Below are 24,233 nucleotides of genomic sequence, written 5' to 3'. Positions count from 1 at the left end.
ATAATCATAGTTCAGTGCGGTTTCATGATAGTAGTTCCGCAGGGAACGCCACATTGAATTTTAATGAAGATAGTTCAGTGTGGTTTTATGATAGTAGTTCCGCAGGGAACGCCAAATTGAATCTTAATTATTATAATTCAGTGTGGTTTTATGGTAGTAGCTCCGCAGGGAACGCTAAGCTTTCTCTCGATGAACGTGCTTATGCTGTATTCAATGATAATAGCTCTGCAGGTAACGCTACATTGAATTTTAATGCTGATAGTTTTGTTAGGTTTTATCATAATAGCTCCGCAGGTAACGCCACGCTTTCTCTCGCTACAGGGGCTAAGGCAGAATTCTTTGGTAATAGCTCTGCAGGGAGTGCAATTATCGATTCAGATGGTCTGGTTACATTTAAATCTCAAGCAGATGCTGATAACGCAACACTGATGGGCTCTGGCACCTTTGACTTCTCTGACACATCAGGCAGAGAAGGTAATAATTATGTCCATGCTGGCTTAATTGAGGGGGATGGTACGATTAAACTTGGCAATAACAATTTTGTTATTGGTAATGAGCAAAGTAATACTAACTTTTCTGGCGTTATCGCGGGCAGTGGTACATTAACCAAGCAAGGCTCCGGTCATATTGTATTATCGGGCAATAATATCTATCAAGGCGACACTTACATTAATTCTGGCGGGCTTATTTTGCAGGGTGGGGCTGAAAACAACCCTATTATTCAAAGTAAAAATATTTATATTGGTAACAAAGATAAACCCAATACACAGACTTATTTAGCCGCTACCGGCTATTTGAAAGCAAACGTACACAATAATGGCTCCCTCTATATTGATGACTCGACGGACCCTGAACATAGAGAAGAGGGTCACCATCGGCTAAAACTAGAGGGCGATTATTCAAGCCTTGATGGTGCACTGCATTTCCATACAAAGTTAAACAGTGATGACGATTCAGAAAAAGACCAACTGTGGATAACTGGCGATGTGAAAGGTAATACCACCGTTTATGTTCATGAAGCTGGCGGTGCTGGTGCTAAAACCCTCCACGGTATTCCGTTAATTAAAGTGGATGGCAATATTGACGGTACTTTTACTCAAGCAGGGCGTATTGTCGCTGGCGCTTATGATTATGAGTTAAAAAGTCATCGTCATGGCACAACTGATGGCACAACCAGAAGTGCAGCGGATCCAATGTATTATTATCTGTCATCAAATATAGCTGATGAAGATTCAGGTGATAGCACTACGCCACCTCGCCTTGAGCAACATATAAAACGCCCAGAGGCAGGAAGCTATATTGCTAACCTGGCAGCGGCTAATAATATGTTTATCAACCGGCTCAGTGATCGTCAGGCAGAAATGGAATATTTCGATCCACTGAGTGGTGAGAGGAAAATGACCAGTATGTGGCTGCGTAATGAAGGTGGGCATAACCGCTCACATGATACCAGTGGCCAACTGAAGACGCAGGCAAATCGCTATGTCGTACAGTTAGGGGGCGATGTATTGCGCTGGAATAGCAATGACCAAGACTTGTGGCGCGTAGGTTTGATGGCGGGCTACGGTAACAGTCGCAGCACAACAACCTCCAATGCTCGCGGCTATAATGCAAAAAGTAAAGTCGATGGTTACAGCGTGGGTATCTATGGCACCTGGTTTGCTAACCTGGCAGAACAGACGGGCCCTTATGCAGACAGCTGGGTGCAATATAGCTGGTTTAATAACAGTGTGGATGGCGAAGGTTTAGCCCGCGAAGAGTATGACTCCAAGGGGGCTAGCGCCTCACTGGAAGGGGGATACACTTTCAAAGTGGGCGCAGATAAGTCCCATAGCTACTTTATTCAACCGCAAGCACAAGCCGTCTGGATGGGGGTAAAAGCAGATGACCATCGCGAAACAAACGGCACTCAGGTTAAGGGCGAAGGTGATAATAATGTGCAAACTCGCTTAGGTATACGTGCCTTTATGAAGAGCGACAATGGCAAAGGACAACGCTTTGAACCTTTTGCCGAAGCCAATTGGCTCTATAATACCAATGAGTTTGGCGTGACCATGAATGGCGCGACCATTGAACAAGCTGGCGCGAAAAATATTGCTGAGCTGAAACTCGGTGTTGAAGGGAATATCAATCAGCAACTGAATGCTTGGGGTAATGTTGGTCAACAAATTGGCGATAAAGGCTATAGCGAAACTAACGTTATGTTAGGTGTTAAATACAGTTTCTAAGCAAGATTTCGCTGAAATAGTGCTCATAAAACCAGCTTGACCACAAAATTAGAAGGCTCAGTTAATCGCTGGGCCTTCTCCATTTTATTGCTTGTTATAGCGCCACTGTATGAAATGAATCAATCCCATACCACCATGAGCAATGATGTAGACCTCAATAAGGCCTGTCAGTGTCTTATGGATACTTTTCATATCTGCAGCCCAGGCTGAACCTGACTGCCATAAAATAAACCATGTAAAACCTGAGAGAACGACAAGCGAAAGAGCGCCAATTCCTAAACCTTGCACGGATGTTGCCAAGCCTCTAGGTTCGCTCTCAGGTAATTTGAAACGAATGAGTGTGTTTAGATCACGGACTATCTGAGTGAAATCACCCCAGAGATAGGGATAAAAATAGCGAACTCCTCTGGTCGATAAACAATAAATAACAAATACAACGCATAGGCACAATAGTGTGATGCCGATGGATATGTGCATCCAAGTGAATAGTTCCGTGGTGATATCCGGTTGAATTTGTTGAGCTGAAGTGAACCCCATGCCGTTGCTGTTAAGTATCTGCACAATGATGAGCGCAGCAAGAGTTAGGTGCAGGCAGCGTAAAAATAGTTTTTGATATTGACCTAAATATGACCAAAAGCTACCTGCCAACGTTGATAACCAAGTTGCCATATGAATTCTCCTTTATTGGCATCGTATTTATCACATAGTTATACATAAAAAATATTAAGTTAAGGCTGTGGTATATGGAACCTATTGGTTTCCCCATTAAATATAGTGGTATGTAGCAAATGCATGAAAAATATTAACAAGCGACTTTTAAGGCCACTAATTTGGCGGCATTTTTGTTTTCTGCAATCGCATGGGTACTGGATTGGGTTAATCAGTCGTTGTGAGACAGCGCTCAGCCGAATGTGGTGAATGCAGGTGCCAATGTGCGGGGATGAAAGTGAAATATCAGTGAAACGAGGTCGGCGAATTCCCCACCACAGCATAATCTCAAGGGGCACTTAGGCGATGGTTATCATTCTGGTATTGGATGGTGGGGGGGATTTATCATTTGCTTACTATTTATTTACCGATTTTTCACAGTAAAAAAACACTGATTTACATCTTTGAGCCTAGACTTAATCCTACTGTAATAGTTGGTTTAACAACGATTGTTGGCTCAATCGCCCCTGCCCGTGGGTCAGCTATTATAGCGCTATGATGTAATGTTCGGCAGAATATTGGCATAAAAAAATCCCTTATCTCCGTATGTTTGATAAGGGATGCCAATAGGCTAACACCAGGGAATCTTTAAGATAATTCTTAAGTTAGATGTAAACTATTACAAAGTTGCGACTTAAGTCAAATCATTATTTAGATCACGACATTTACTATGTAAATCATATTGTTATTTATTCGTTGTCTTTTTGTAGTGACATATATGTGACCATGGCTGGATGACATATTATGAAAGTCTTAGCGCTTACGCGCGTAATGGATTACCTGAGACAGTTAGAGCTAAAAGGTAAATACCAAACCGGGCTTAATGCCCGTTAACTTTTTATGAGTGGGGTTGGGTTGGTGGGATGGAATTTGATGGGGCAGGGATACCCATCGAAGTCATAGAGTTTGGTCAGTATCCCGCACTTGCGCCGGTTGAACCCGTTAGTTAAGCACTAAACATAAGCACCAGCAGTGGCCTGGATTGCCGATTTAAATATTCTGCTTGACTGATAATTGCGCTATCTTTGGTGTGTAGTGATGTTGAAGTGAAATATATTGAGTTTATAAAATTAAAATATGAATTATTTTTTAAATCTGTGTCCAATATTGATTTTATCGAAATGAATACGCATGGGCACCATATGGGGTGGTAATTTTTCTTTTAAGAATGCCATAAGTGAATTTTTGTTTATCTCACCTTCGCTTATCGGTTGTACCAATAATTCAACATGTTGTCCGGTAATGGGGTTTTGTTGAGGATAAGCCTTTACAAGTGCTACATTCGGATAATTAAGTGCTACTCGCTCAACCTCAGAAGCCATAAATTTTAACCCCCCCACGTTAATAACTTCGCTTATGCGGCCTGTCACTTTGTAGTATTGATCTTTTATTTCCACGACATCTTTAGTGTCATACCAGCCTTGGTCATCAAAGGGGTTGGGGGCATTCAGGTATCCAAGCATTCTCGATTGCGAGCGTATTTGCAAAACGTTGCCAACAACTTTTGTTTCTACACCTTCGCCACCAATTTTAATGAAAAGACTGTCTCGGCGTTCAGACTTGGTTCGAACAATGCCAAGCTCAGACATGCCAAAAGTTTGCCAAAAGTTTGACGAAAGTCCACTAAAGGCAGCAGTTGACACAGTTCATCAAGAGTGGGTTGGTCCATACGCTCAGTGCCGTATGTTATTATTTTGAGAGAGGCCGGTATCTTGCCGGGGATGGCTCCGCTTATCAGCATTAGCCTTAGAAAGGTAGGTGTAGTAGGGAGAACTTCAACCGCATATTTCTTGCAGACTGCCAAAACTGAGTCGATTTTTCTTGCCTCTGGCACCACGATAACGCCTTTATTGAAGAGGGTGTGAAATAACGTATTAATACCTCCGATGTGATCAAAGAGCAGAAAGTTAATGGTTATATGCGCTGGTCGAGGGGTATCAAATCGCTGAAGAAATAGGGACAAGTCGTGCAGAATTGCTTTAGGACGGCCGGTAGTCCCGGAAGAAAAAAGAATCAGACCAGCATGATGTTTTGCTCTAAGTGCATTTATAAGGCTGTTTTTTTGATGATGGTATATTCGGGTAACTCGGCCATCTTTAATCAATATATCGACTAATGCCGATTCAAAGAAATAGGTATGTTGGTGAGTGGTTTCATTGGTTAGAGGAACAATGATAGCACCCAGGTCTATAAGATGCAGGAGCGTGAGGATCGAGGGTGGATTAAAGTCGCCAATAAGCGCCACCACATCACCTGTTTTTATAAGGGACAAGTCAACAGTATGTTGAGCAGTTATTTGCGAGAATTTTAACGTATGGTTGCTGTGAATAATAAAGGGATGGTCAACGCCGTTCCAAATCCCAGCAAGTTTTGCAAGCAACTTCATGGCTTTTATACACCACCAATATGTAAAATTTGGCCAGAAAGGGAACTGCTGCGCGCATCAAATAATATCTCAATTAAGTCACTTACCGCTTCAGGGGTAAACTGTTTGGGGATGATTTGTTGAGAGACGATTTTTTCAATCTGTTCTGTGGTAATTCCGTTTAATAGGTGAGTATTTATCGGGCCAGGCGCAATGCAGTTTACCTTTATATTAAAGTCCGCCATTTCTCTGGCAAAGGCGCGGGTAAATCCTTCGACCCCGGCCTTAGATGCGGCATAGATAGATTCTCCTTTCAACCCGAGAGCAACTGCAATAGTTGAAAAATTAATTATTGAACCTGTTTTATTTCTCAGCATTAATGGCGCTATTTGCTGACAGCAATATATAGTGCCCAATAAATTAGTTTGAATAATATGTTGTGACACACTTGCTGGCGTCGTCACCGCGAGATTCATTGCAGCAATGCCCGCTGCATTAACCAGCCCGATGACCTTAACACCATCCGTTTTAAGTTTGCGTACGACGTTTTTAATATCGTCGTAAGAGGACACATCGCAACGCATTGAGGTAAAAGGGATATTATCTACGTTTCTGGCCAACCCAAATACATTAATACCTTTCGATATCAATCTGTTACAAATGGCTCTGCCTAATCCCTTACTTGCTCCAGTAATGACAATCATTTTTTAGACTCCATCTGATTGATAAACTCAGTGGTCAATGACCCGACAGATCTGAACATGCTACGAGACTGCGACATAGCGGCATCAGATGTCCAATCGAACTCAAAGCCTAACCGCGAAGCTTTGTCTTCCAAAATAAGGCACAGCTCAACCAATTTCATAGAATCTAATAGACTGTCACTGCCGATCAGTGGCGTATTATCTGTAATTTGTTGCGCCTTTTGCTCCAGCAGTGCCTGGACGATGGTAAAAATTTCGGCTTTGATGGTGCTGGTATTAGACATAAGACCTCATCATAATATTTGAGTCGGTGTAATAAACAGGTCGCGCTATTCTTTACTGCGGAATAGGATTTCATTGCCCAGGTTTATGTGGGCAATATTATTTTCACTGTTCACCCAGGTTTTCCGCTATTTCCTTAGCGATGAATTCCTTATTTCGACTGACAAACCAGTGGTCTCCATGTACCAGGTATTGTTTAAATGAGGCTGTGGTTTGTGATTTCCATTGCGCCATCTCATCAACCCGAGTGACATCATCTTCAATGGCCGAAAATACGGTAATAGGGCAAGATAATGGCTCCTCATCTTGATATTCATAACTTAAGAGTAATGGCATATCGCGGCGTATCCCCGGTAAAATCTGTTTAACAAACTCCACATCATCGATATAGCGCATTAAACCGAGTATTTTTTGCTCAGAGGCGGATGAGTCAGCACTTGCACGCATTACATCAACTTCTCTCCATGTTCCTGTGAGTTGTGGGGCCATAGTTGCTGAAACAAAGAAGTGAATGGGTAATTGCTGTTTTTTTGCCCGTAATGAACGATAGAGTTCAAACATGATAATGCCGCCGTAACTGTGCCCATAAAATACCCGCTCGCCGTCCCAGCCATATTGTTGTTTTTCTTCGGCTAATAACTTATCCAGCGCACTTTCAAGGTCGGCCAATAAGGGAGGAATCTGGGTATAGTTTGGTTCATCTATCCGGTTTTCCCGTCCCGGTGATTGAATGGCATATACCTCACAATCACCGGGGGGGTGATACAGAAAATGGGCAAACATTGAGGCACCTGCGCCCATAGATGGCATCATGAATAGTTTGATTTTTTTCGGCTTTTCTCCTTCAGCTCTCTTGCGACGGACAAACCATTTATGGAGAACTTCAATATCATCTTCCGTGGTAATACCTGAGGTATCGCCGGCCAGCACCTGCGGTGTTTTGGTGTTGACCAATTCCTGCTGAAGTTGTGCTGCCAGTTCGGATAAACTTGGCCCTTTAACCATGCGCATCAGTGGGTAATTTATCTCTAGTTTTAGTTGGATCCAGTGGCGCAACTGATTCATCATTAGAGAATCCAGCCCCATCGCGGACAAAGATTTTTCAGCATCAATCTTATCCGCGGTATTGCCCAAAATACGGGCCAACGCATCAATCAGGTATTGCTTGATGGTTTGCACTGCATCTTCAGTATTCAGTAACTGAATTTTCTCCCGCAGGCTGTCATCACTTCCCGCTTTACTTTTGATATTGAGGGATTCGTCGGACAACAGGTGGGCAAAGCGCAGATCGGTGCGTAAATGGTCAAAATTATCCCGGAAACGAACCCAGTCGACATTCGCGGCCATTCGTACAACACCGCCATCCAAAATGATGCGCTCAAGCTTGGCGGTGACCTGTTTCTGGCTCATTGAAATCCAGCCTTGATTTTCTGACGAGCTCACCAACCCCGCTGAATTTTTGGATATGCCAGCAAAAGTGCCCAGTAATCCGAGATTAACCGATTGTGCAGTTAGCCCTTGCAGCTGGCGATAGCGTGTCAGTTTATCGAGGAAATTATTTGCGGCGGCGTAGCTGCTTTGCCCCGCCAATCCAAAAACTGATGCGATGGAAGATATCGAGAGGAAGAAATCGAGAGGGTCGTGGCGTAAAGCTTGATGCAAATTCCAGGCACCAAAAGCTTTTGCCGAGATGGCAGGAAGCAGGTCAGCGCGTTCCATATTCTTGATGAGTGCGGTTTGCATCAATGCCGCGGCATGAATAACGCCGCCTATCGGTGCTGTAGTTTTAAGCTGCGCTACCATATTACTGACTGCGGTTGCTGAATTGACATCGACTTCCGGCAGAAAAATCTCCACCCCTTGTTGCTGTAATTGGGCAATAGTGTGGCGGTCATAATCGTTTTTTGGCCCTGAACGGCTGGCCAGAGCCAACTTTCTCGCCCCTTTGTCCACCAACCATTTCGCCAGCTCAATGCCCAGCCCACTGGCACCGGCGGTAATGAGATAGATTTTGTTTGCCTTGAGATGTAAAGACAGCGCTGGCAATGCATTAACGCTGTAGCCGTCCATGTTGATTACCACCTTACCAACCTGAAGCTCTTTAGCCCTATAAGCCAATGCCGCCTGTAATTCAGGTACGGGAAATACGGTAAAGGGGTGTGATTGCAAGGGGCGGTCATTGTTGAATAAAGCAATAACGTTAGAAAAGAGTTCGGTGGCGGCTAGCGGTCGTTGGTGCATAAGGGTATTAATATCAACCACTGAGTAACTCAGGTTTTTCTCGAGCAATTTGGTGAGGAAAAAGTCGTTTTCAGCAATATTGCCGGGATTGATTTCAATAAATCGACCAAATGGGCGTAATGATTTTAGGCTTTGCACCACACTCTTACCGCCGAGGCTGTTTAGGACAATATCAACCCCTTCTCCGGTAGTATCAGTAAGTATCTGTTGATGGAAATTGAGTTTATTGCTGTCGTAAACATGGGGAACACCCATTGCCCAGAGAAAAACACGTTTAGCTTCGCTATCGGTGGTGGCGAAAATTTCAGCGCCAGATCGTCGTGCCAAATGTATAGCGGCAATGCCAATGCCTTGAGTCGCGCAGTGAATTAATACTTTATCCCCAGATTGCATATGCGCTAATGTGTATAAACCATAGTAGGCGGTTAAATAATCTAGCGGCAGAATCGCACCTTGCTCAAATGAGAGCTGTGCCGGTTTATGTACCAGGCAATGTTCTGCCGCGACCGCCATACCCGCGATACCCTTGCCGGTGATAGCGATAACTTCATCACCGACGTTAAAATGACTGACTGCGGAGCCTATCCGCGTAATCACTCCCGCGCACTCTTGGCTCATTTCCTCTGCCAACGGGTCTTTTGCTGCCAATGCGGCGGCCTTTACCGCTATTTCAACTTCATTAGCGGCCAATCGCGGGGGGGCAAACTGGTTAAACTCAACAGAATTTAGGTTCATGGGTTCGGCTAAGCGAGCTTGATAATAGCTACCACAACCGGTCAGCGCTTTGGCCGCTGCTTGCTGGGCCCGCAGAGGGATAACCTTATTCAACCGATGAACAAATAGCTGACCATCACGCAGGGCAATCTCAGTTTCATTTCCGCCACTATCAATGGATGCCATCAATGCTGCGGCGACAGCGAGCTCTTGTTCTCCGCCATCACCTAAATCAATGATTTTACAGCGAGCAAAGGGGTATTCGTTGTTCATGGTTCGGCTTAAACCGTAGAGCGGAGCCTGCACCAGATTAAGCTGTTTATCATCCGGTATCACTAAATCGGAACCACAATTCAGTGTCCAGACGACGGCAAGGAGTTCATTTTCGATAATGGCATGGTTAAGATTCACACTTTGCCAAATCAGCGTTTCGATACGTGAAGACAGATTTTCATCCCCGGTTTGTCTCCAGGGCAGAGCATTCACAATTCTGCTCAGGGTTGGGTAGCGGTTTTTTATCTCGCTTATGGCGGTGAGCACGGCCTTGCGGTCTTGTAAATCAATCTGCCAGTCAGCACCCTGGGCTTCCCCTAAGGTGATGACATTGGCCCCAGTTTCTAGCAATGCCTGAATCAGGCGGTTATTTTCACTGCTGTTATCGGTAACCAGTAGTATATCCGTCCCCAGCTGCGGGCTCAGTATCGGCTCGTTTAGCGGTTGCCACTCATATTCATAACAGCCACTGTAGGCCGTATTCTCGTCGTGTTCCCGCGAACCAGCAATATACTTAAGTTGTACGCCAATCATTTGCGCTACCACAGTGCCGCTGTCATCCATCACAATGGCATCACTGTGTAATACCTGATCGCTGGCTTTATAGATGTTGAGGTAACACCACAGTACGGAACCCTGAGGGCGCTGGAAGAAGTTATAGCGTTTAACGTAGATAGGTAAATAAAGCCCTAACTCTTCATTAGCATCCAACCGGCGCGTCGCATAAAGAGAATGGATACAGGCATCAAACAGTGTGGGGTGAAGCAGGAAGTGCTCAATACCATATTGCAAATTTTCTGACCGCACAATTTTAGCCAGCAATTTATTAGGCGCGGTCCAAAAATTTTGAATAATCTTAAACATCGGGCCATAGGCCAGGCCTGCACGTTTTACGGCTGTGTACATAGGTTGTGGTGATAGTGGTTCATTTACCTCCCGTTGTATATCCGCTAACGCAATGACCGGCGGTGCGGGTTTCTCATCCAGACAATTCATAAAACCCTTCGAGTTCTGAACCCATGCAGCATCCGCCTTTCCTCGCTCCCGACTCATTATCTGAAAACGACATTCCTGCGAATAAACTTCCAGCATGATTTCTGGCATTTCTCCGTCTTCCGGTAAAAACAGTGCAATGTCAAAATGAATATCGGTCAATCCACTAAAGGCATCACCAAAGGCTTTCTGAGCCGCAGCGGTAGCAACCTCCATATGCCCGGCACCTGGGAAAACAATCATATCGGTCACCCGATGATCACTTAAATAGGGCTCTGCCAGTGGATCGAGGAAAAGGCTAAAGGTGTGTTTTTCTGCACTTATTCCGGAGTCTTGATGCAGAGTAATATGAGGATGAAGGCGTAACTGGAGGCGTCTTTGCTGCTGAGCAAGGCTTTCATGCCAAAAGTGTTTTTGTTGCCAAACGTAGCGGGGTAAATCAAAGCGCCGAAGGGCTCCGGGGCAAACCTTATGCCAATCCATGGGGTAACCCGCAATCTGCAAGGCGGCAAGGGTTTGCTTTAACCGTAATGGCTCATCTTCTTTACGGCGTATTGAGGGGAATATATATGCCTCGATATTCATTTTGGTGAACAGTTCTTGGGCATCGCTGCTCAGCGCCGGATGGGGGCCAATTTCAATAAAGGTATCAAACCCATCTTCCAGCATTTTGGCTAATCCAGGGGCGAAATATACCGGGTCTCGAACGTTATGGTACCAATAGGCGGCCACTAAATGGCGGCCGTCTTCTTGGTTCCCTGTGACGGTGGAGTACAGGGGAATCTGAGAGGGTGAGGGGGTTAACTCACTGAGTGAGTTGATTAATTCATCTTTCAGTGGCTCCATATGATAGGAGTGGAAAGGCACATCCACTTTCAAAAAACGATGAAAAATCTCTTGTGTTTCTAACTGCCGGGCAATAGCGTCTAAGGGTTCTTTATCACCGGTTAGTGTGATGCTTTCCGGCCCATTAACTGCAGCGATAGAGATGTGGTCTGTAGCCTCTGCAATTAAGCTTTCTGCCGCGGTCTGGCTAAGACCAATCGCCAACATGGCCCCCAGATTTGCTGCTGTATGTTGGCCTCTACTGCGGTGATATACCACCTGTACTGCTTGTTCTAGAGTGAGTGCTCCAGCAGTGTATGCTGCTGCAATTTCCCCAATGGAATGCCCAATAACCCCATCAGGTTTGACTCCATTGTGTTTCCATAATTCGACCAATGCTATTTGGAGTGCCATGATGGCGGGTTGAGCAATTCGCGTATCATTAATACGAGAATCGGATTCGGGCCGTTCCATCTCCTCTAATAGTGACCAGCCGGCTATTTTTTGGAAAAGGGAGCCAATTTTCTCAACCACGTGACGAAAAACAGGTTCAGTTTCGATTAACTGGCGGCCCATGGCATACCACTGCGGCCCTTGGCCGGTAAATATGAATGCCAGCCGAGGTTTCTTCGTGCTTTCTTGGCCTATCTCGACCCCAATGAGTTGCTCACCATTTAAGTACGAATCAATTTTTTGTTGTAGGTCAACCAAACTGCGACAGGCAATGGCAATACGGTAAAGTAATGACGAGCGATGTTGGCCCGCATTGAAACATAAGTCATTTAATGAAAGTTCGGTATTTGAAAGATAATTCCGGTAAGCCGTTAGTTGCGCCTTTAAAGCTTCTTCAGTTGCTGCGCTACAAGTAAATAAATTAACTTCTGGCTGGATATCTTCAGCTTCTTGCAGACCCACAATAATTTCAGTATCAGGAACGTATTCCTCTATCACCACATGAGCATTAGTGCCTCCAGCGCCAAAGGAATTAACTCCACCCAAACGGGGTAAATTATCGATAGTTGCCGGCCATTCTTGGTTTTTATCAACCACTTTTAGGTGCCAGTTATCGAAATTAATTTTTGGATTTCCATGATTGAAATGTAGGTTTGCGGGGATCTGTTTATGATGAAGACACAGGACTAGCTTGATTAAACCGGCGATACCTGCCGCCCCATTCTAAATGGCCAATATTACTTTTTATTGAGCCTATAAGCAGTGGCTTATCTGCTGGGCGATCGCCAAAGATATTGGAAAAAGCTTTAGTTTCAAGTGGATCACCTACTGAGGTACCGGTACCGTGTGCTTCAATAAACTGCACCCGATTCACATTGATTCCAGCATCCTGGTAGGCATCCTGCAGCATAGCGGTTTGGGCGGTAGGGTTTGGTGTGGTAAATCCAATGGCGGTGAAACCGTCGGAGTTACAGGCCGAACCGCGGATCAGCCCATATATTTTATTACAATCGGCTAATGCTTGAGTGAGAGGCTTAAGATAAACCAAACCCACCCCTTCACTGCGGACGTAACCATTACCACTTTCATCAAAGGATTTACATGCGCCGTCAGGGCTGAGGAAATTGCCTTTGGACAACATGATTGTTGTCGCGGGATTAATCATGATATTTACGCCGCCCGCAATGGCTTGGGCAGCTTCCCTATGCCAGATACTTTGACACGCTAAATGCACGGCAACCAACGATGCTGAGCAGGCGGTATCTAATGTAATGCTCGGGCCTTTCAGGTTATACAAATATGAAATCCGATTAGCTAATGAAGTCTGCACACTGCCCATACTTGATTGCGGGCTGATGCGATAGCGGTTATCGGGGCTGGCCTGAATATCCTGATAGTCATTACCAGAGGTTCCAATATAGACAGCCGTTTGTGAACCTCGGAATCTTGCCAGAATGTCGCCTGAGTCTTCTAAGGCTTCAAATGTGGTTTGTAATAACAAGCGTTGTTGGGGGTCGATACTGTCAGCTTCTGAGGGGTATATATTAAAAAATTCATTATCAAACTGATCCATTTCGTTAATAAACCCACCTTTTGACACTCTCGCTTTTCCCGCTTTATTCGGGTCTGGATCGTAATACTCCGCGTTATTCCAACGGTCATCAGGTACCTCGGTAATACCATCTATCCCGGCAAATAATATATTCCATAAATCATTTGGGCTGAAAGCATTTCCGGGCATGCGGCATCCAATGCCGATGATGGCGATAGGTTCTTTTGTTTCAATCATAATATCTCTCCGCAACCTATAAATTTATTTTATTCATGGGTTTAGTGTGAAAAATGCATTCATTACAAATAAATTAATACGTGGAGGTTAAAATATATTTCCCGTTATTATTTATAAAATTAAGTGGTGCAGTTATATTAATATAGCCACTAATGATGAATTCGCATGTTGATATTATGATTATTTTCCACCCACATAATTATGTGGCTGAATTTTAATTGTATTTATATTTTATAGCGTGAAATTAGTTATATGAATAATAAATATATAAAAATTAATTTTAATATTAAATAACAACCAATATTAAATGCAGTAAAGCTATGTATCATCAAATGATATTATTTTGTATTAAGCGGTATTCCAGTGTATCAGAATGTATTGTAATCAGTAGCATAGGAAATCAGCACCGCACCATTCTAATTAAGATGAAATAGATGTATTGCTCCCCGGATACTTGGGGGCGACGTTATCGCTAATGAGCGGAAAGGGGGCATTGAGGGTTCCCCCCTATTTATACTTATGCGAAAGGGGTTTCTTTATTTAAAACTTTATCGATTATATTGAGTACCCCGGCGTTATTATTTGAATCCGTCTGATAGTTAGCTATTTTTTTAATCTTTTCTGACGCATTCGACATAGCATAGCCAAAACCGGCATATTCCAACATTTCAACATCATTTCCCCCATCGCCAAAGGTCACTACTTCCTCATCTTTGACCCCCCATATTTTTTGCAGCAGTTTGATGCCATTCGCTTTGTGCACACCGGGGATTATCAGGTCAACAGAGCCATGTCCACTGGACACCGGGGTGACAATGCCAGTGAGCTCCGCTTCAATAAATGTCATAAAATCAGCTAATTTTTCATTGGGTAAGCTGATGGCAAATTTGAATGCTGGTTCATCGACCTGATTGAAATTATCAATAACTTTAAGACGATAGTAATATTTGCTCATGGTAGTAAAAAAATCAGGGGTTGAAGAGCTCAACATATAAGCGCTATTTTTGCCACAAACCATTATATCGAGGTAGGGAATAGGCAATAAGGTGTTTAGAACTTTATTAGTCTCTTCGTCTGATATTTTACCGCAAAAAATTTCAGTATTTTCATTGCTGACATAAGCACCATTTTCGGCAACAAATGCAATTTCGTGGGCAATGTCTGGAAAGAATGAGATTAACTGGTAATACTGATTACCGCTAGCAACCACAAATTTTATCCCTTCTTTTTTTAGTTGAGAATATTGGGCGCTAAAACGCGGCCTATCAAAGTTCATCTGATCGTTGAGAAAGGTTCCATCCATATCTACGGCAATGATTTTAACGCTCATTATATTTCCTTCTGTTAAAGATCGAAGATAACCATCTGATAGTCAATATCTTAGCGTTTATTTTTAAAAAACTCAGCATCCGGATGCCAGTCGTTAAGATCATAATGACCTTGTTATATGGCAGCCGTGATGTTGAACAGAATCAGGCGGTGGTATTGCGCAATTTTCTACTCACTAAACTGGCGCAGTGAACTACAGCACTTTATCTTGGACGACCCAAACAGCGGCTTCAACCCGTGATTTCAGTTTCATTTTTTTCAGCAGATGTTTGACATGAACTTTCACTGTGCTTTCAGCAATTAACAATTTCTTGGCGATGGTTTTGTTTGGCAATCCTTTGGCAATAAGCTTTAGGATATCGCGCTCACGCGGGGTGAGAGTGTTGATATCACGTTCAGTATCAGGGCGATTTTCACGTAAATTGCTGGCGAGAATCGACATCAATGCATCGCTAAGAACCATTTGCCCGGCAGCAGCATCATAGAGAGAAACTAATAAATCCTCTGGATCCATATCTTTTAACAGATAACCATCAGCGCCGCGTTTTAATGCGCTGATGACATCATCTTGGTGGTCTGACACCGTGAAGACCACAACCCGCCCAGATAGCGGTTGTTGGCGCAATCTGTCCAGTGTTTCCAACCCATTCATTCCTGGCATATTCAGATCTAGCATGATTAAGTCCGGGTCAATACGGGTTGCCAGAATAATACCTTGCTCGCCATTACAGGCTTCCCCCGCGATGGATAAACCCGGTGCCATGCTGATTAATTGCTTAATGCCATGTCTGAGCATCGGATGGTCATCTATCAGCAGAATGGTTGCGGCTTCTTGTTCACTCATGGTTATTCCTGAAGAGCAAAGGGGGCGAAAATACCCCGAATGGGATGGTTGCTAACCATTCTTCATCATCCCCGTCGATTACCCCATAACCAATATGGAGTACCCACTAATAGTCTGCCGGTCGGGTGTGTGGTTTTTATAGAAATTGCACCCTAACAACATATTGAAAATTAATAGCTTTTTATACCGCGGAGTACTACCCACTAATGATGTAGGGTTATTGTTAGCTGAAAGTTAACTTCACCTCCTCTTGATGTAAATCAACTTTGAAATGGCCTCAGGTGCCTAGGGTGGCGCATTACGTCCCGTTGCGGTCACCTTTACTGAGGTTTTTATGTCGCACTCTTCTGCTCCAACAACCCGCGCCAATTCTTCGGCAATCCCGGCAAAAATACCCGGTGGTCGCGCTATTCAACAATGGCAGCCAGAGGATGCGCCATTCTGGCAACAAGTGGGGCAACGTGTTGCCCGCCGGAATTTGTGGATTTCCATTCCCGCACTGTTACTGAGCTTTTGTGTCTGGATGCTCTTTAGTGCTGTGGCGGTGAATCTGAACAAAGTCGGGTTTAACTTCACCACCGAACAGTTATTTATGTTGACGGCATTGCCGTCGGTATCCGGTGCAATTTTGCGCGTTCCTTACTCCTTTGTGATACCGGTTTTTGGTGGCCGCCGCTGGACAGCCATGAGCACCTTATTCCTGATTGTGCCCTGCTTATGGCTGGGGCTTGCGGTGCAGGATAACAGCACGTCTTACCGAACTTTTGTGCTGATTTCGTTGTTATGTGGTTTTGCCGGTGCGAACTTTGCCTCCAGCATGGCCAACATCAGTTTCTTCTTTCCGAAAGCGAAGCAAGGTGGCGCACTGGGTTTAAATGGCGGGTTAGGCAACCTTGGGGTAAGTGTAATGCAGCTGCTTGCCCCTATTGCTATCTCGGTGGGGATGTTTGGCGCGTGGGTCGGCAGTGGTTATCCACAAGCCGATGGCAGCCAGCTGTGGCTGCAAAATGCGGCCTATATCTGGATCCCATTTTTGCTGATTTTTAGTGCGGCGGCATGGTTTGGCATGAATGATTTGTCGGCGACAAAAGCCTCTATTGCCGCCCAGTTGCCGGTCTTGAAACGCGGCCATTTATGGATTTTGTCCATTTTGTATCTGGCAACTTTCGGCTCGTTTATCGGTTTTTCGGCGGGTTTTGCCATGTTGGCGAAAACGCAGTTTCCAGAAGTGGTGATTCTGCATTATGCCTTTTTCGGCCCATTGCTGGGGGCATTAGCGCGCCCGCTGGGGGGGGCGTTATCTGACCGTTTCGGTGGTATTCGCGTCACTTTGATCAATTTTATCCTGATGGCCATTTTTGCCGGGTTACTGTTCCTGACCTTGCCCACTGCGGGCACTGCCGGTTCTTTCTTCGCTTTCTTTGGCGTGTTTATGTTGCTGTTCCTGACGGCAGGATTAGGCAGTGGTTCGACTTTCCAAATGATTGCCGTGATTTTTCGCAAACTGACCATCGACCGGGTGCAGAAGGCGGGGGGCAGTGATGAACAAGCACAGCAGGATGCTGTCCGTGAGTCAGCTGCGGCCTTGGGTTTTATCTCCGCCATTGGCGCTATCGGCGGTTTCTTCATTCCCAAATCCTTTGGTACTTCACTGGCCCTGACCGGTTCACCGGCGGGGGCTATGAAGCTTTTCGTGATTTTTTATGTGGTCTGCGTGTTGATCACCTGGTTGGTGTATGGCCGCAAGCTCAATAAGGGGATGGCGACTAAAAAACCACGTTAATCAGTAGGATAGGAATATTTATTCGCAACAAGAGCCATGTGAGTCCACTTATAAAAATAAACCGGGCCTTAGGCCCCTCAATCAGGAGATCTCCGGATGAGTAAATTTCTTGACCGGTTTCGGTATTTTAAACAACTTGCCGAGCCTTTCGCCCAGGGCCACGGCCAAACGCTGGACACCAATCGCGATTGGGAAGACGGCTATCGTAGCCGCTGGCAGCACGACAAAGTGGTGCGTTCGACTCATGGAGTGAATTGCACCGGCTCATGTAGCTGGAAAATTTATGTTAAAAACGGTTTGGTGACCTGGGAAACTCAGCAAACGGATTATCCGCGCACTCGCCCAGATTTACCTAACCATGAACCTCGCGGTTGCCCACGAGGTGCCAGTTATTCTTGGTATTTATACAGTGCCAATCGGCTTAAATATCCGATGATGCGCAAAACCCTGCTCCAGTTGTGGCGCGCGGCGAAATTGCAGCACAGTGATCCGGTTGATGCTTGGGCCGCTATTGTTAGCGATAGCGCACAGACCAAAAGCTATAAACAAGCACGGGGACGGGGGGGATTTGTTCGCTCCAGCTGGCAAGAAGTCAATGAACTGATTGCGGCGGCGAATGTGTATACCGCGAAGCAATATGGCCCCGACAGGATTATTGGCTTTTCGCCTATTCCGGCGATGTCGATGGTGTCCTATGCCGCGGGCGCGCGTTATCTTTCGCTGATTGGCGGGGTTTGTCTTAGTTTTTATGATTGGTATTGTGATTTGCCCCCGGCATCGCCGATGACGTGGGGTGAACAAACCGACGTGCCGGAATCTGCTGATTGGTATAATTCGTCTTATATTATTGCCTGGGGGTCTAATGTGCCACAGACCCGGACACCGGATGCGCACTTCTTTACGGAAGTTCGTTACAAAGGCACCAAAACGGTTGCCGTCACCCCCGATTACGCGGAAGTGGCAAAGCTATGTGACCAGTGGCTGAATCCTAAGCAGGGCACGGATAGTGCGATGGCGATGGCGATGGGCCATGTCATTTTGAATGAATTTCATCTTCAGCGACAAAGCCATTATTTTGTGGAGTATATGCGCCAGTACACCGATATGCCGATGCTGGTGTTACTGGAACCCCGTGCTGAGGGGGGCTACGCGGCCGGGCGGTTGCTGCGCGCTGCTGATTTGGTGGATAACCTCGGCGAGGCCAATAACCCTGAATGGAAAACCATTGCAATAGATAGCATCAGCGGGCAGTTAGTGGCTCCGCAAGGATCTATTGGTTATCGCTGGGGCGAAAAGGGCAAATGGAATCTTGAGCAGCGCGCCGGGAAATCACAGCAGGAAGTCTTGCTGCAACTGAGTTTGCTGGGGCAGCACGATGAGCTCGCGAGTGTCGGTTTCCCTTATTTTGGCGGCGAAATCAGTGAGAATTTCCAAAGTGTGGCCTTGGAAGAAGTGCTGCAACATCAGCTGCCGGTAAAACGGCTGCCATTGGCCGATGGCACTACTGCACTGGTGACCAGCGTTTATGACCTGATGATGGCCAACTATGGTCTGGATCGTGGTTTACACGATGAAAATACCGCCAGCAGTTATGATGATATTAAAGCCTATACCCCGGCTTGGGCGGAGAAAATTACCGGTGTAGCACGTCAGGATATTATCCGCATTGCCCGCGAATTTGCCGAGAATGCCGAGAAAACTCATGGCCGCTCAATGATTATCGTGGGAGCCGGTATCAACCACTGGTATCACATGGATATGACCTACCGCGCCCTGATTAATATGCTTATTTTCTGCGGTTGTGTCGGGCAAAGTGGCGGGGGCTGGGCGCATTATGTTGGGCAGGAAAAATTGCGCCCGCAAACCGGTTGGTTACCTTTGGCATTTGGTCTGGATTGGCAGCGCCCACCGCGCCATATGAATGGCACCTCATTTTTTTACAATCATTCTAGCCAGTGGCGCTATGAAACCGTCAGCACCACCCAGTTGTTATCGCCACTTGCCGACAGCACTCGCTTTAGCCCAAGTCTGATTGACCTGAATGTGCGCGCTGAGCGCATGGGGTGGTTACCTTCAGCCCCGCAACTCAATTGTAACCCTTTGACCATTGCCGCCCGCGCGCAGCAGGCGGGGCAAACACCGGTGGAATACACGGTGGAGAGTCTGAAAAATGGGGCATTGAGATTTGCCGCTGAGCAGCCGGATTCCCCAGAGAATTTCCCTCGCAACCTGTTTGTCTGGCGCTCTAACTTGTTAGGGTCTTCCGGCAAAGGGCATGAGTATATGCTCAAATATTTGTTGGGAACTGAAAATGGTATTCAGGGCCAGGATCTGGGGCAGCAGGGCGGAGTGATGCCCCAGGAGGTCGAATGGCAAGATCAGGGCGGCGAAGGTAAGTTGGATTTGGTGGTGACATTGGATTTCCGCATGTCCAGTACCTGCCTTTATTCCGATATTATTTTGCCCACCGCCACCTGGTATGAAAAAGACGATATGAATACTTCGGATATGCATCCGTTTATTCACCCGTTGTCGGCGGCGGTAGACCCCGCATGGGAATCTAAAAGTGACTGGGATATTTATAAAGGTATCGCCGACACTTTCTCCCGTGTCTGTGTTGGGCATTTAGGGCAAGAAACCGACGTGGTGACTTTGCCTATCCAGCATGATTCGCCGGGCGAATTGGCGCAACCTTACGGGGTAAAAGATTGGAAAAAAGGCGAATGTGAGCTGATTCCGGGCCAGACTGCACCGCATATTATGGTGGTCGAGCGCGATTATCCCGCCACTTATGCGCGTTTTACCGCCCTGGGGCCACTGTTGGACCAGTTGGGTAACGGCGGCAAAGGCATTAACTGGAATACCCAAACCGAAATCGATTTCCTCAAAAAACTCAATCATACCCGCAGTGACGGGCCAGCCGCAGGGCGTCCCATCATTGACAGCGCCATTGATGCCGCAGAAGTGATTTTATCATTGGCCCCTGAAACCAATGGGCAGGTTGCCGTCAAAGCCTGGCGCGCGCTGGAGCAGTTGACCGGGCGAGAACATGCCCATTTGGCCTTGAATAAAGAAGATGAAAAAATTCGTTTCCGTGATATTCAGGCCCAGCCGCGCAAGATTATTTCCAGCCCGACGTGGTCAGGTCTGGAAGATGAACATGTTTCTTACAATGCCTGTTACACCAATGTTCATGAGCTGATCCCTTGGCGCACCCTCTCAGGCCGTCAGCAACTTTATCAGGATCATGAATGGATGCGTGCTTTTGGCGAAAGTTTGCTGTGTTATCGCCCGCCGATTGATACCCGTGCCGCACAGCCGTTGCTCAATAGGCAGCCCAACGGCCATCCGGAAAAGGCACTTAACTTCCTGACGCCGCATCAGAAGTGGGGAATTCACTCCACTTACAGTGACAATTTGCTGATGCTGACCCTTTCTCGCGGGGGGCCGATAGTATGGCTGAGTGAAGAGGATGCTAAGGAGTTGACCATTGAAGATAACGACTGGATTGAGGCCTTTAACAGCAATGGTGCATTAACGGCTCGGGCGGTAGTTAGCCAGCGAATTCCGTCGGGGATGACCATGATGTATCACGCCCAGGAGCGGATTATTAATATCCCCGGTTCTGAAATTACCGGTCAGCGCGGCGGGATCCATAACTCCGTCACCCGCATTAGCCCGAAACCAACCCATATGATTGGCGGTTACGCGCAATTGGCGTACGGCTTTAACTATTACGGCACGGTAGGTTCTAATCGCGATGAATTCGTGGTGGTGCGTAAGATGAATAATATCGATTGGCTGGATGACGAACAGCAGAATGCGGGCAATGCCGGGGGCAAAAAATGAAAATCCGTTCACAAGTTGGCATGGTGCTGAATCTGGATAAATGTATTGGTTGTCATACCTGTTCGGTGACCTGCAAAAATGTTTGGACGAGCCGTGAAGGTATGGAATATGCCTGGTTTAATAATGTCGAGAGCAAGCCCGGCTTGGGTTACCCCCATGATTGGGAAAATCAGGCTAAGTGGAAAGGCGGCTGGATCCGCAAGATTAATGGCAAATTAACCCCCCGCATGGGGGGCCGGGTTGGTGTGCTGTCCAAGATTTTTGCCAACCCGGATGTGCCCGCGTTAGATGATTACTACGAGCCTTTTGATTTCGATTATCAGCATTTGCATAACGCCCCCGCCGGTAAGCATCAGCCGGTGGCGCGCCCGCGTTCACTGATAACCGGTCAGCGGATGCAAAAAATCGAAAATGGCCCGAACTGGGAGGAAATTCTGGGTGGGGAGTTTTCAAAGCGCTCTAAAGACCAGAATTTTGCCCATATCCAGAAAGAAATGTATGGGCAATTTGAACATACTTTCATGATGTATTTGCCGCGTTTATGCGAGCATTGCCTCAACCCCGCTTGTGTGGCGACGTGCCCCAGTGGGGCGATATATAAACGCGCCGAAGACGGTATTGTGCTGATTGATCAGGATAAATGCCGTGGCTGGCGGATGTGTTTGACCGGCTGTCCGTATAAAAAAATCTATTTCAACTGGAAGAGTGGCAAATCAGAAAAATGTATTTTCTGTTACCCACGGATTGAATCTGGTGAGCCGACGGTGTGCTCTGAAACCTGTGTTGGCCGCATTCGCTATCTGGGAGTGCTGCTGTATGACGCCGATGCCATTGAGCAGGCGGCGTCGGTTGAAGATGAACAAAATCTGTATCAGCGGCAATTGGCTATTTTCCTTGACCCTCACGATCCCGCGGTGATTGCGCAGGCGGCACAAGATGGCATTCCATTAAGTGTGATTGAGGCCGCCCAGCGCTCGCCGGTATATAAAATGGCGGTGGAATGGAAGTTGGCATTGCCACTGCATCCGGAATACCGCACTTTGCCCATGGTCTGGTATGTGCCGCCATTGTCACCCATTCAGTCAGCGGCGGATTCAGGCGCATTGCCCCACAATGGCGTGCTGCCCGATGTAGAAAGCTTGCGGATCCCGGTGCAATATCTGGCCAATTTATTGACCGCAGGAGATATCCAGCCGGTATTGGTGGCATTAAAACGGATGTTGGCGATGCGGCACTATAAGCGGGCCGAAACCGTTGACGGCAAAATTGACCTCAGTGCGCTGGAGGCGGTCGGGCTAACCGAAGCGCAAGCGAAGGAAATGTATCGCTATTTAGCTATTGCCAACTATGAAGATCGCTTTGTTATCCCCTCCAGCCACCGCGAAATCGCCCGTGATGCTTTCCCAGAAAGCAAAGGCTGTGGTTTTAGTTTTGGTGATGGTTGCCACGGCAGTGATACTCGTTTCAATTTGTTTAATAGCCGCCGCATTGATGCTGTGGATGTGACTCGTAAGACTGATCAGGGGGTTGCCAATGATTAGTTTGAGAATAATTTCACGCTTACTGGAATATCCGGATGCGGATTTGTGGCGATATCAGCAAGAACTGTGTGATGCCCTCAATGAGGCCGCTGAATTGACCACGGAGCAACGCCAGTCGGTGCGGCAATTTATCAAGACATTGTGTGGTAGCGAGCTGCTTGATTGTCAGGCCAGCTATTGCGGTTTATTTGATCGCGGCCGAGCTACCTCACTGCTGTTATTTGAGCATGTACATGGCGAGTCACGGGATCGCGGCCAGGCGATGGTGGACTTAATGGCGCAATATCAACGGGCCGGATTGGTACTGAATTGCAAAGAGTTGCCCGATTTCCTACCGCTTTATCTTGAGTATCTGGCTAATCAACCGCAACAAGAAAGTCGAGCCGGGTTACAGGATATTGCCCCAATTCTGGCTCTCTTGGGCGCGCGTTTGCAGCAGCGCGATAGCCAATATGCGCAATTATTTGATTTGTTATTAATTCTGTCAGGCAGTGAGATCCGCTGTGAGAATCTTGGCACCAAAGTGGCGGGTGAAACGCGCGATGACACCCCAAAAGCTCTGGATGCGGTATGGGAAGAGGAGCAGGTGAAGTTCCTTGGTGCAGAGGGGTGCTCCTCTGCCCAACAAAATATGCAGCAAAAACGCGCCTCTGGCGCGGTCTTTCCCCAATATCTGAGTATCCAATCTGCATCAGAGGCCAAGAAAGCCGTTTTATCCCCCACCGCAGTGGATAGCAAAGGAGTCAGTTTATGATCTTCCTGAATAAATTCTTTTTTGATATTTATCCTTATCTGGCGCTGACGATATTCTTACTGGGAAGTTGGCTGCGCTATGACTATGGGCAATATAGTTGGCGGGCAGGTTCCAGTCAGATGTTAGATAAGAAAGGTGTCCGGCTGGCATCGAATTTATTCCATATTGGTATTCTGGGAATATTCTTCGGCCATGTCCTGGGCATGCTGACGCCACATTGGATGTATGAATCCTTCCTGCCGATAGCCACAAAACAGAAAATGGCGATGTTTGCCGGTGGCGCTTGTGGTGTCATGATGCTGGTGGGCGGGGTTATGTTGCTGCGCCGCAGGTTAACCAACCCACGAATCAGGGCGACCAGTACCCCAGTCGATATTTTGATTTTGATGTTGTTAGTGGTGCAGGTCAGTTTGGGATTGCTCAGTATTCCTTTCTCCGCGCAGCATATGGATGGCAGTGAAATGATGAAACTGGTGGGCTGGGCGCAATCAATAGCAACATTTCGTCCCGGGGCTTCGGCATATCTGGCCGATGTCGCCTTAATTTTCAAATTACATA

Annotated in this window: 15 protein-coding genes; 6 read left to right on the top strand and 9 right to left on the bottom strand. The window is 46.5% G+C overall.

The features are described 5' to 3' along the window. The coding region (locus tag YROHD0001_RS01075; RefSeq protein WP_248631004.1) for an autotransporter outer membrane beta-barrel domain-containing protein at positions 1–2,228 on the top strand (2,228 nt) is incomplete at its 5' end. Between the two features lie 84 nt (positions 2,229–2,312). On the opposite strand, the gene YROHD0001_RS01080 is transcribed toward YROHD0001_RS01075, so the two are convergent. The 9 genes from YROHD0001_RS01080 to narL form a co-directional block, all read right to left on the bottom strand. Next, positions 2,313–2,897 carry a cytochrome b/b6 domain-containing protein gene (locus tag YROHD0001_RS01080; RefSeq protein ID WP_004716677.1) on the bottom strand — a complete coding sequence of 195 codons (585 nt, stop codon included), beginning with the start codon at positions 2,895–2,897 and terminating at the stop codon, positions 2,313–2,315. A 1,121-nt stretch (positions 2,898–4,018) separates the two neighbouring features. Then, positions 4,019–4,525, bottom strand: a complete 507-nt coding sequence (locus YROHD0001_RS20700; protein ID WP_200891552.1) for an acyl-CoA synthetase family protein — start codon at positions 4,523–4,525, stop codon at positions 4,019–4,021. After that, complete coding sequence (locus tag YROHD0001_RS19385; protein WP_004716675.1) at positions 4,447–5,322, bottom strand: AMP-binding protein; 876 nt, start codon at positions 5,320–5,322, stop codon at positions 4,447–4,449. Before YROHD0001_RS19385 ends, YROHD0001_RS20700 begins: the two co-directional genes overlap by 79 nt. A 5-nt stretch (positions 5,323–5,327) precedes the next feature. Further along, complete coding sequence (locus YROHD0001_RS01085) at positions 5,328–6,005, bottom strand: SDR family oxidoreductase (RefSeq protein ID WP_032818294.1); 678 nt, start codon at positions 6,003–6,005, stop codon at positions 5,328–5,330. Further along, positions 6,002–6,289, bottom strand: coding sequence for an acyl carrier protein (locus tag YROHD0001_RS01090; RefSeq protein WP_004716673.1), 288 nt, complete (start codon positions 6,287–6,289; stop codon positions 6,002–6,004). Before YROHD0001_RS01090 ends, YROHD0001_RS01085 begins: the two co-directional genes overlap by 4 nt. 103 nt (positions 6,290–6,392) lie before the next feature. After that, positions 6,393–12,383 carry an SDR family NAD(P)-dependent oxidoreductase gene (locus YROHD0001_RS19380; RefSeq protein WP_004716672.1) on the bottom strand — a complete coding sequence of 1,997 codons (5,991 nt, stop codon included), beginning with the start codon at positions 12,381–12,383 and terminating at the stop codon, positions 6,393–6,395. 70 nt (positions 12,384–12,453) lie between these two features. Continuing rightward, the gene (locus YROHD0001_RS19470; protein ID WP_004716671.1) at positions 12,454–13,575 is read right to left on the bottom strand and encodes a beta-ketoacyl [acyl carrier protein] synthase domain-containing protein; all 1,122 of its coding nucleotides are present in this window, start codon (positions 13,573–13,575) and stop codon (positions 12,454–12,456) included. Between the two features lie 517 nt (positions 13,576–14,092). Then, the gene (locus tag YROHD0001_RS01100; RefSeq protein ID WP_004716670.1) at positions 14,093–14,905 is read right to left on the bottom strand and encodes a Cof-type HAD-IIB family hydrolase; all 813 of its coding nucleotides are present in this window, start codon (positions 14,903–14,905) and stop codon (positions 14,093–14,095) included. Between the two features lie 192 nt (positions 14,906–15,097). Further along, the gene (gene narL, locus YROHD0001_RS01105; RefSeq protein ID WP_004716669.1) at positions 15,098–15,748 is read right to left on the bottom strand and encodes a two-component system response regulator NarL; all 651 of its coding nucleotides are present in this window, start codon (positions 15,746–15,748) and stop codon (positions 15,098–15,100) included. 334 nt (positions 15,749–16,082) lie between these two features. On the opposite strand from narL, the gene YROHD0001_RS01110 reads away from it, so the two are divergent. The 5 genes from YROHD0001_RS01110 to narI form a co-directional block, all read left to right on the top strand. Continuing rightward, positions 16,083–17,531 carry a NarK family nitrate/nitrite MFS transporter gene (locus tag YROHD0001_RS01110; RefSeq protein WP_004716668.1) on the top strand — a complete coding sequence of 483 codons (1,449 nt, stop codon included), beginning with the start codon at positions 16,083–16,085 and terminating at the stop codon, positions 17,529–17,531. A gap of 96 nt (positions 17,532–17,627) precedes the next feature. Continuing rightward, on the top strand, positions 17,628–21,380 hold the full coding sequence (locus tag YROHD0001_RS01115; protein WP_004716667.1) for a nitrate reductase subunit alpha: 3,753 nt from the start codon (positions 17,628–17,630) through the stop codon (positions 21,378–21,380). Then, positions 21,377–22,921 (top strand): nitrate reductase subunit beta, encoded by a 1,545-nt coding sequence (gene narH, locus YROHD0001_RS01120; protein ID WP_032818292.1) that lies wholly within the window; start codon positions 21,377–21,379, stop codon positions 22,919–22,921. The genes YROHD0001_RS01115 and narH overlap by 4 nt, the downstream gene beginning before the upstream one ends. After that, a complete protein-coding gene (gene narJ, locus YROHD0001_RS01125) occupies positions 22,914–23,675 on the top strand; it encodes a nitrate reductase molybdenum cofactor assembly chaperone (protein WP_032818289.1) in 762 nt (253 codons plus the stop codon). Before narH ends, narJ begins: the two co-directional genes overlap by 8 nt. Continuing rightward, positions 23,672–24,233: respiratory nitrate reductase subunit gamma (gene narI, locus YROHD0001_RS0118815; RefSeq protein ID WP_032818297.1), on the top strand; the 562-nt coding region annotated here is incomplete at its 3' end. The genes narJ and narI, both read left to right, overlap by 4 nt.

Origin of the sequence: Yersinia rohdei ATCC 43380 (assembly GCF_000173775.1) — a bacterium.
Classification (GTDB): domain Bacteria; phylum Pseudomonadota; class Gammaproteobacteria; order Enterobacterales; family Enterobacteriaceae; genus Yersinia; species Yersinia rohdei.
This window is presented reverse-complemented; position numbering and strand designations above follow the sequence as displayed.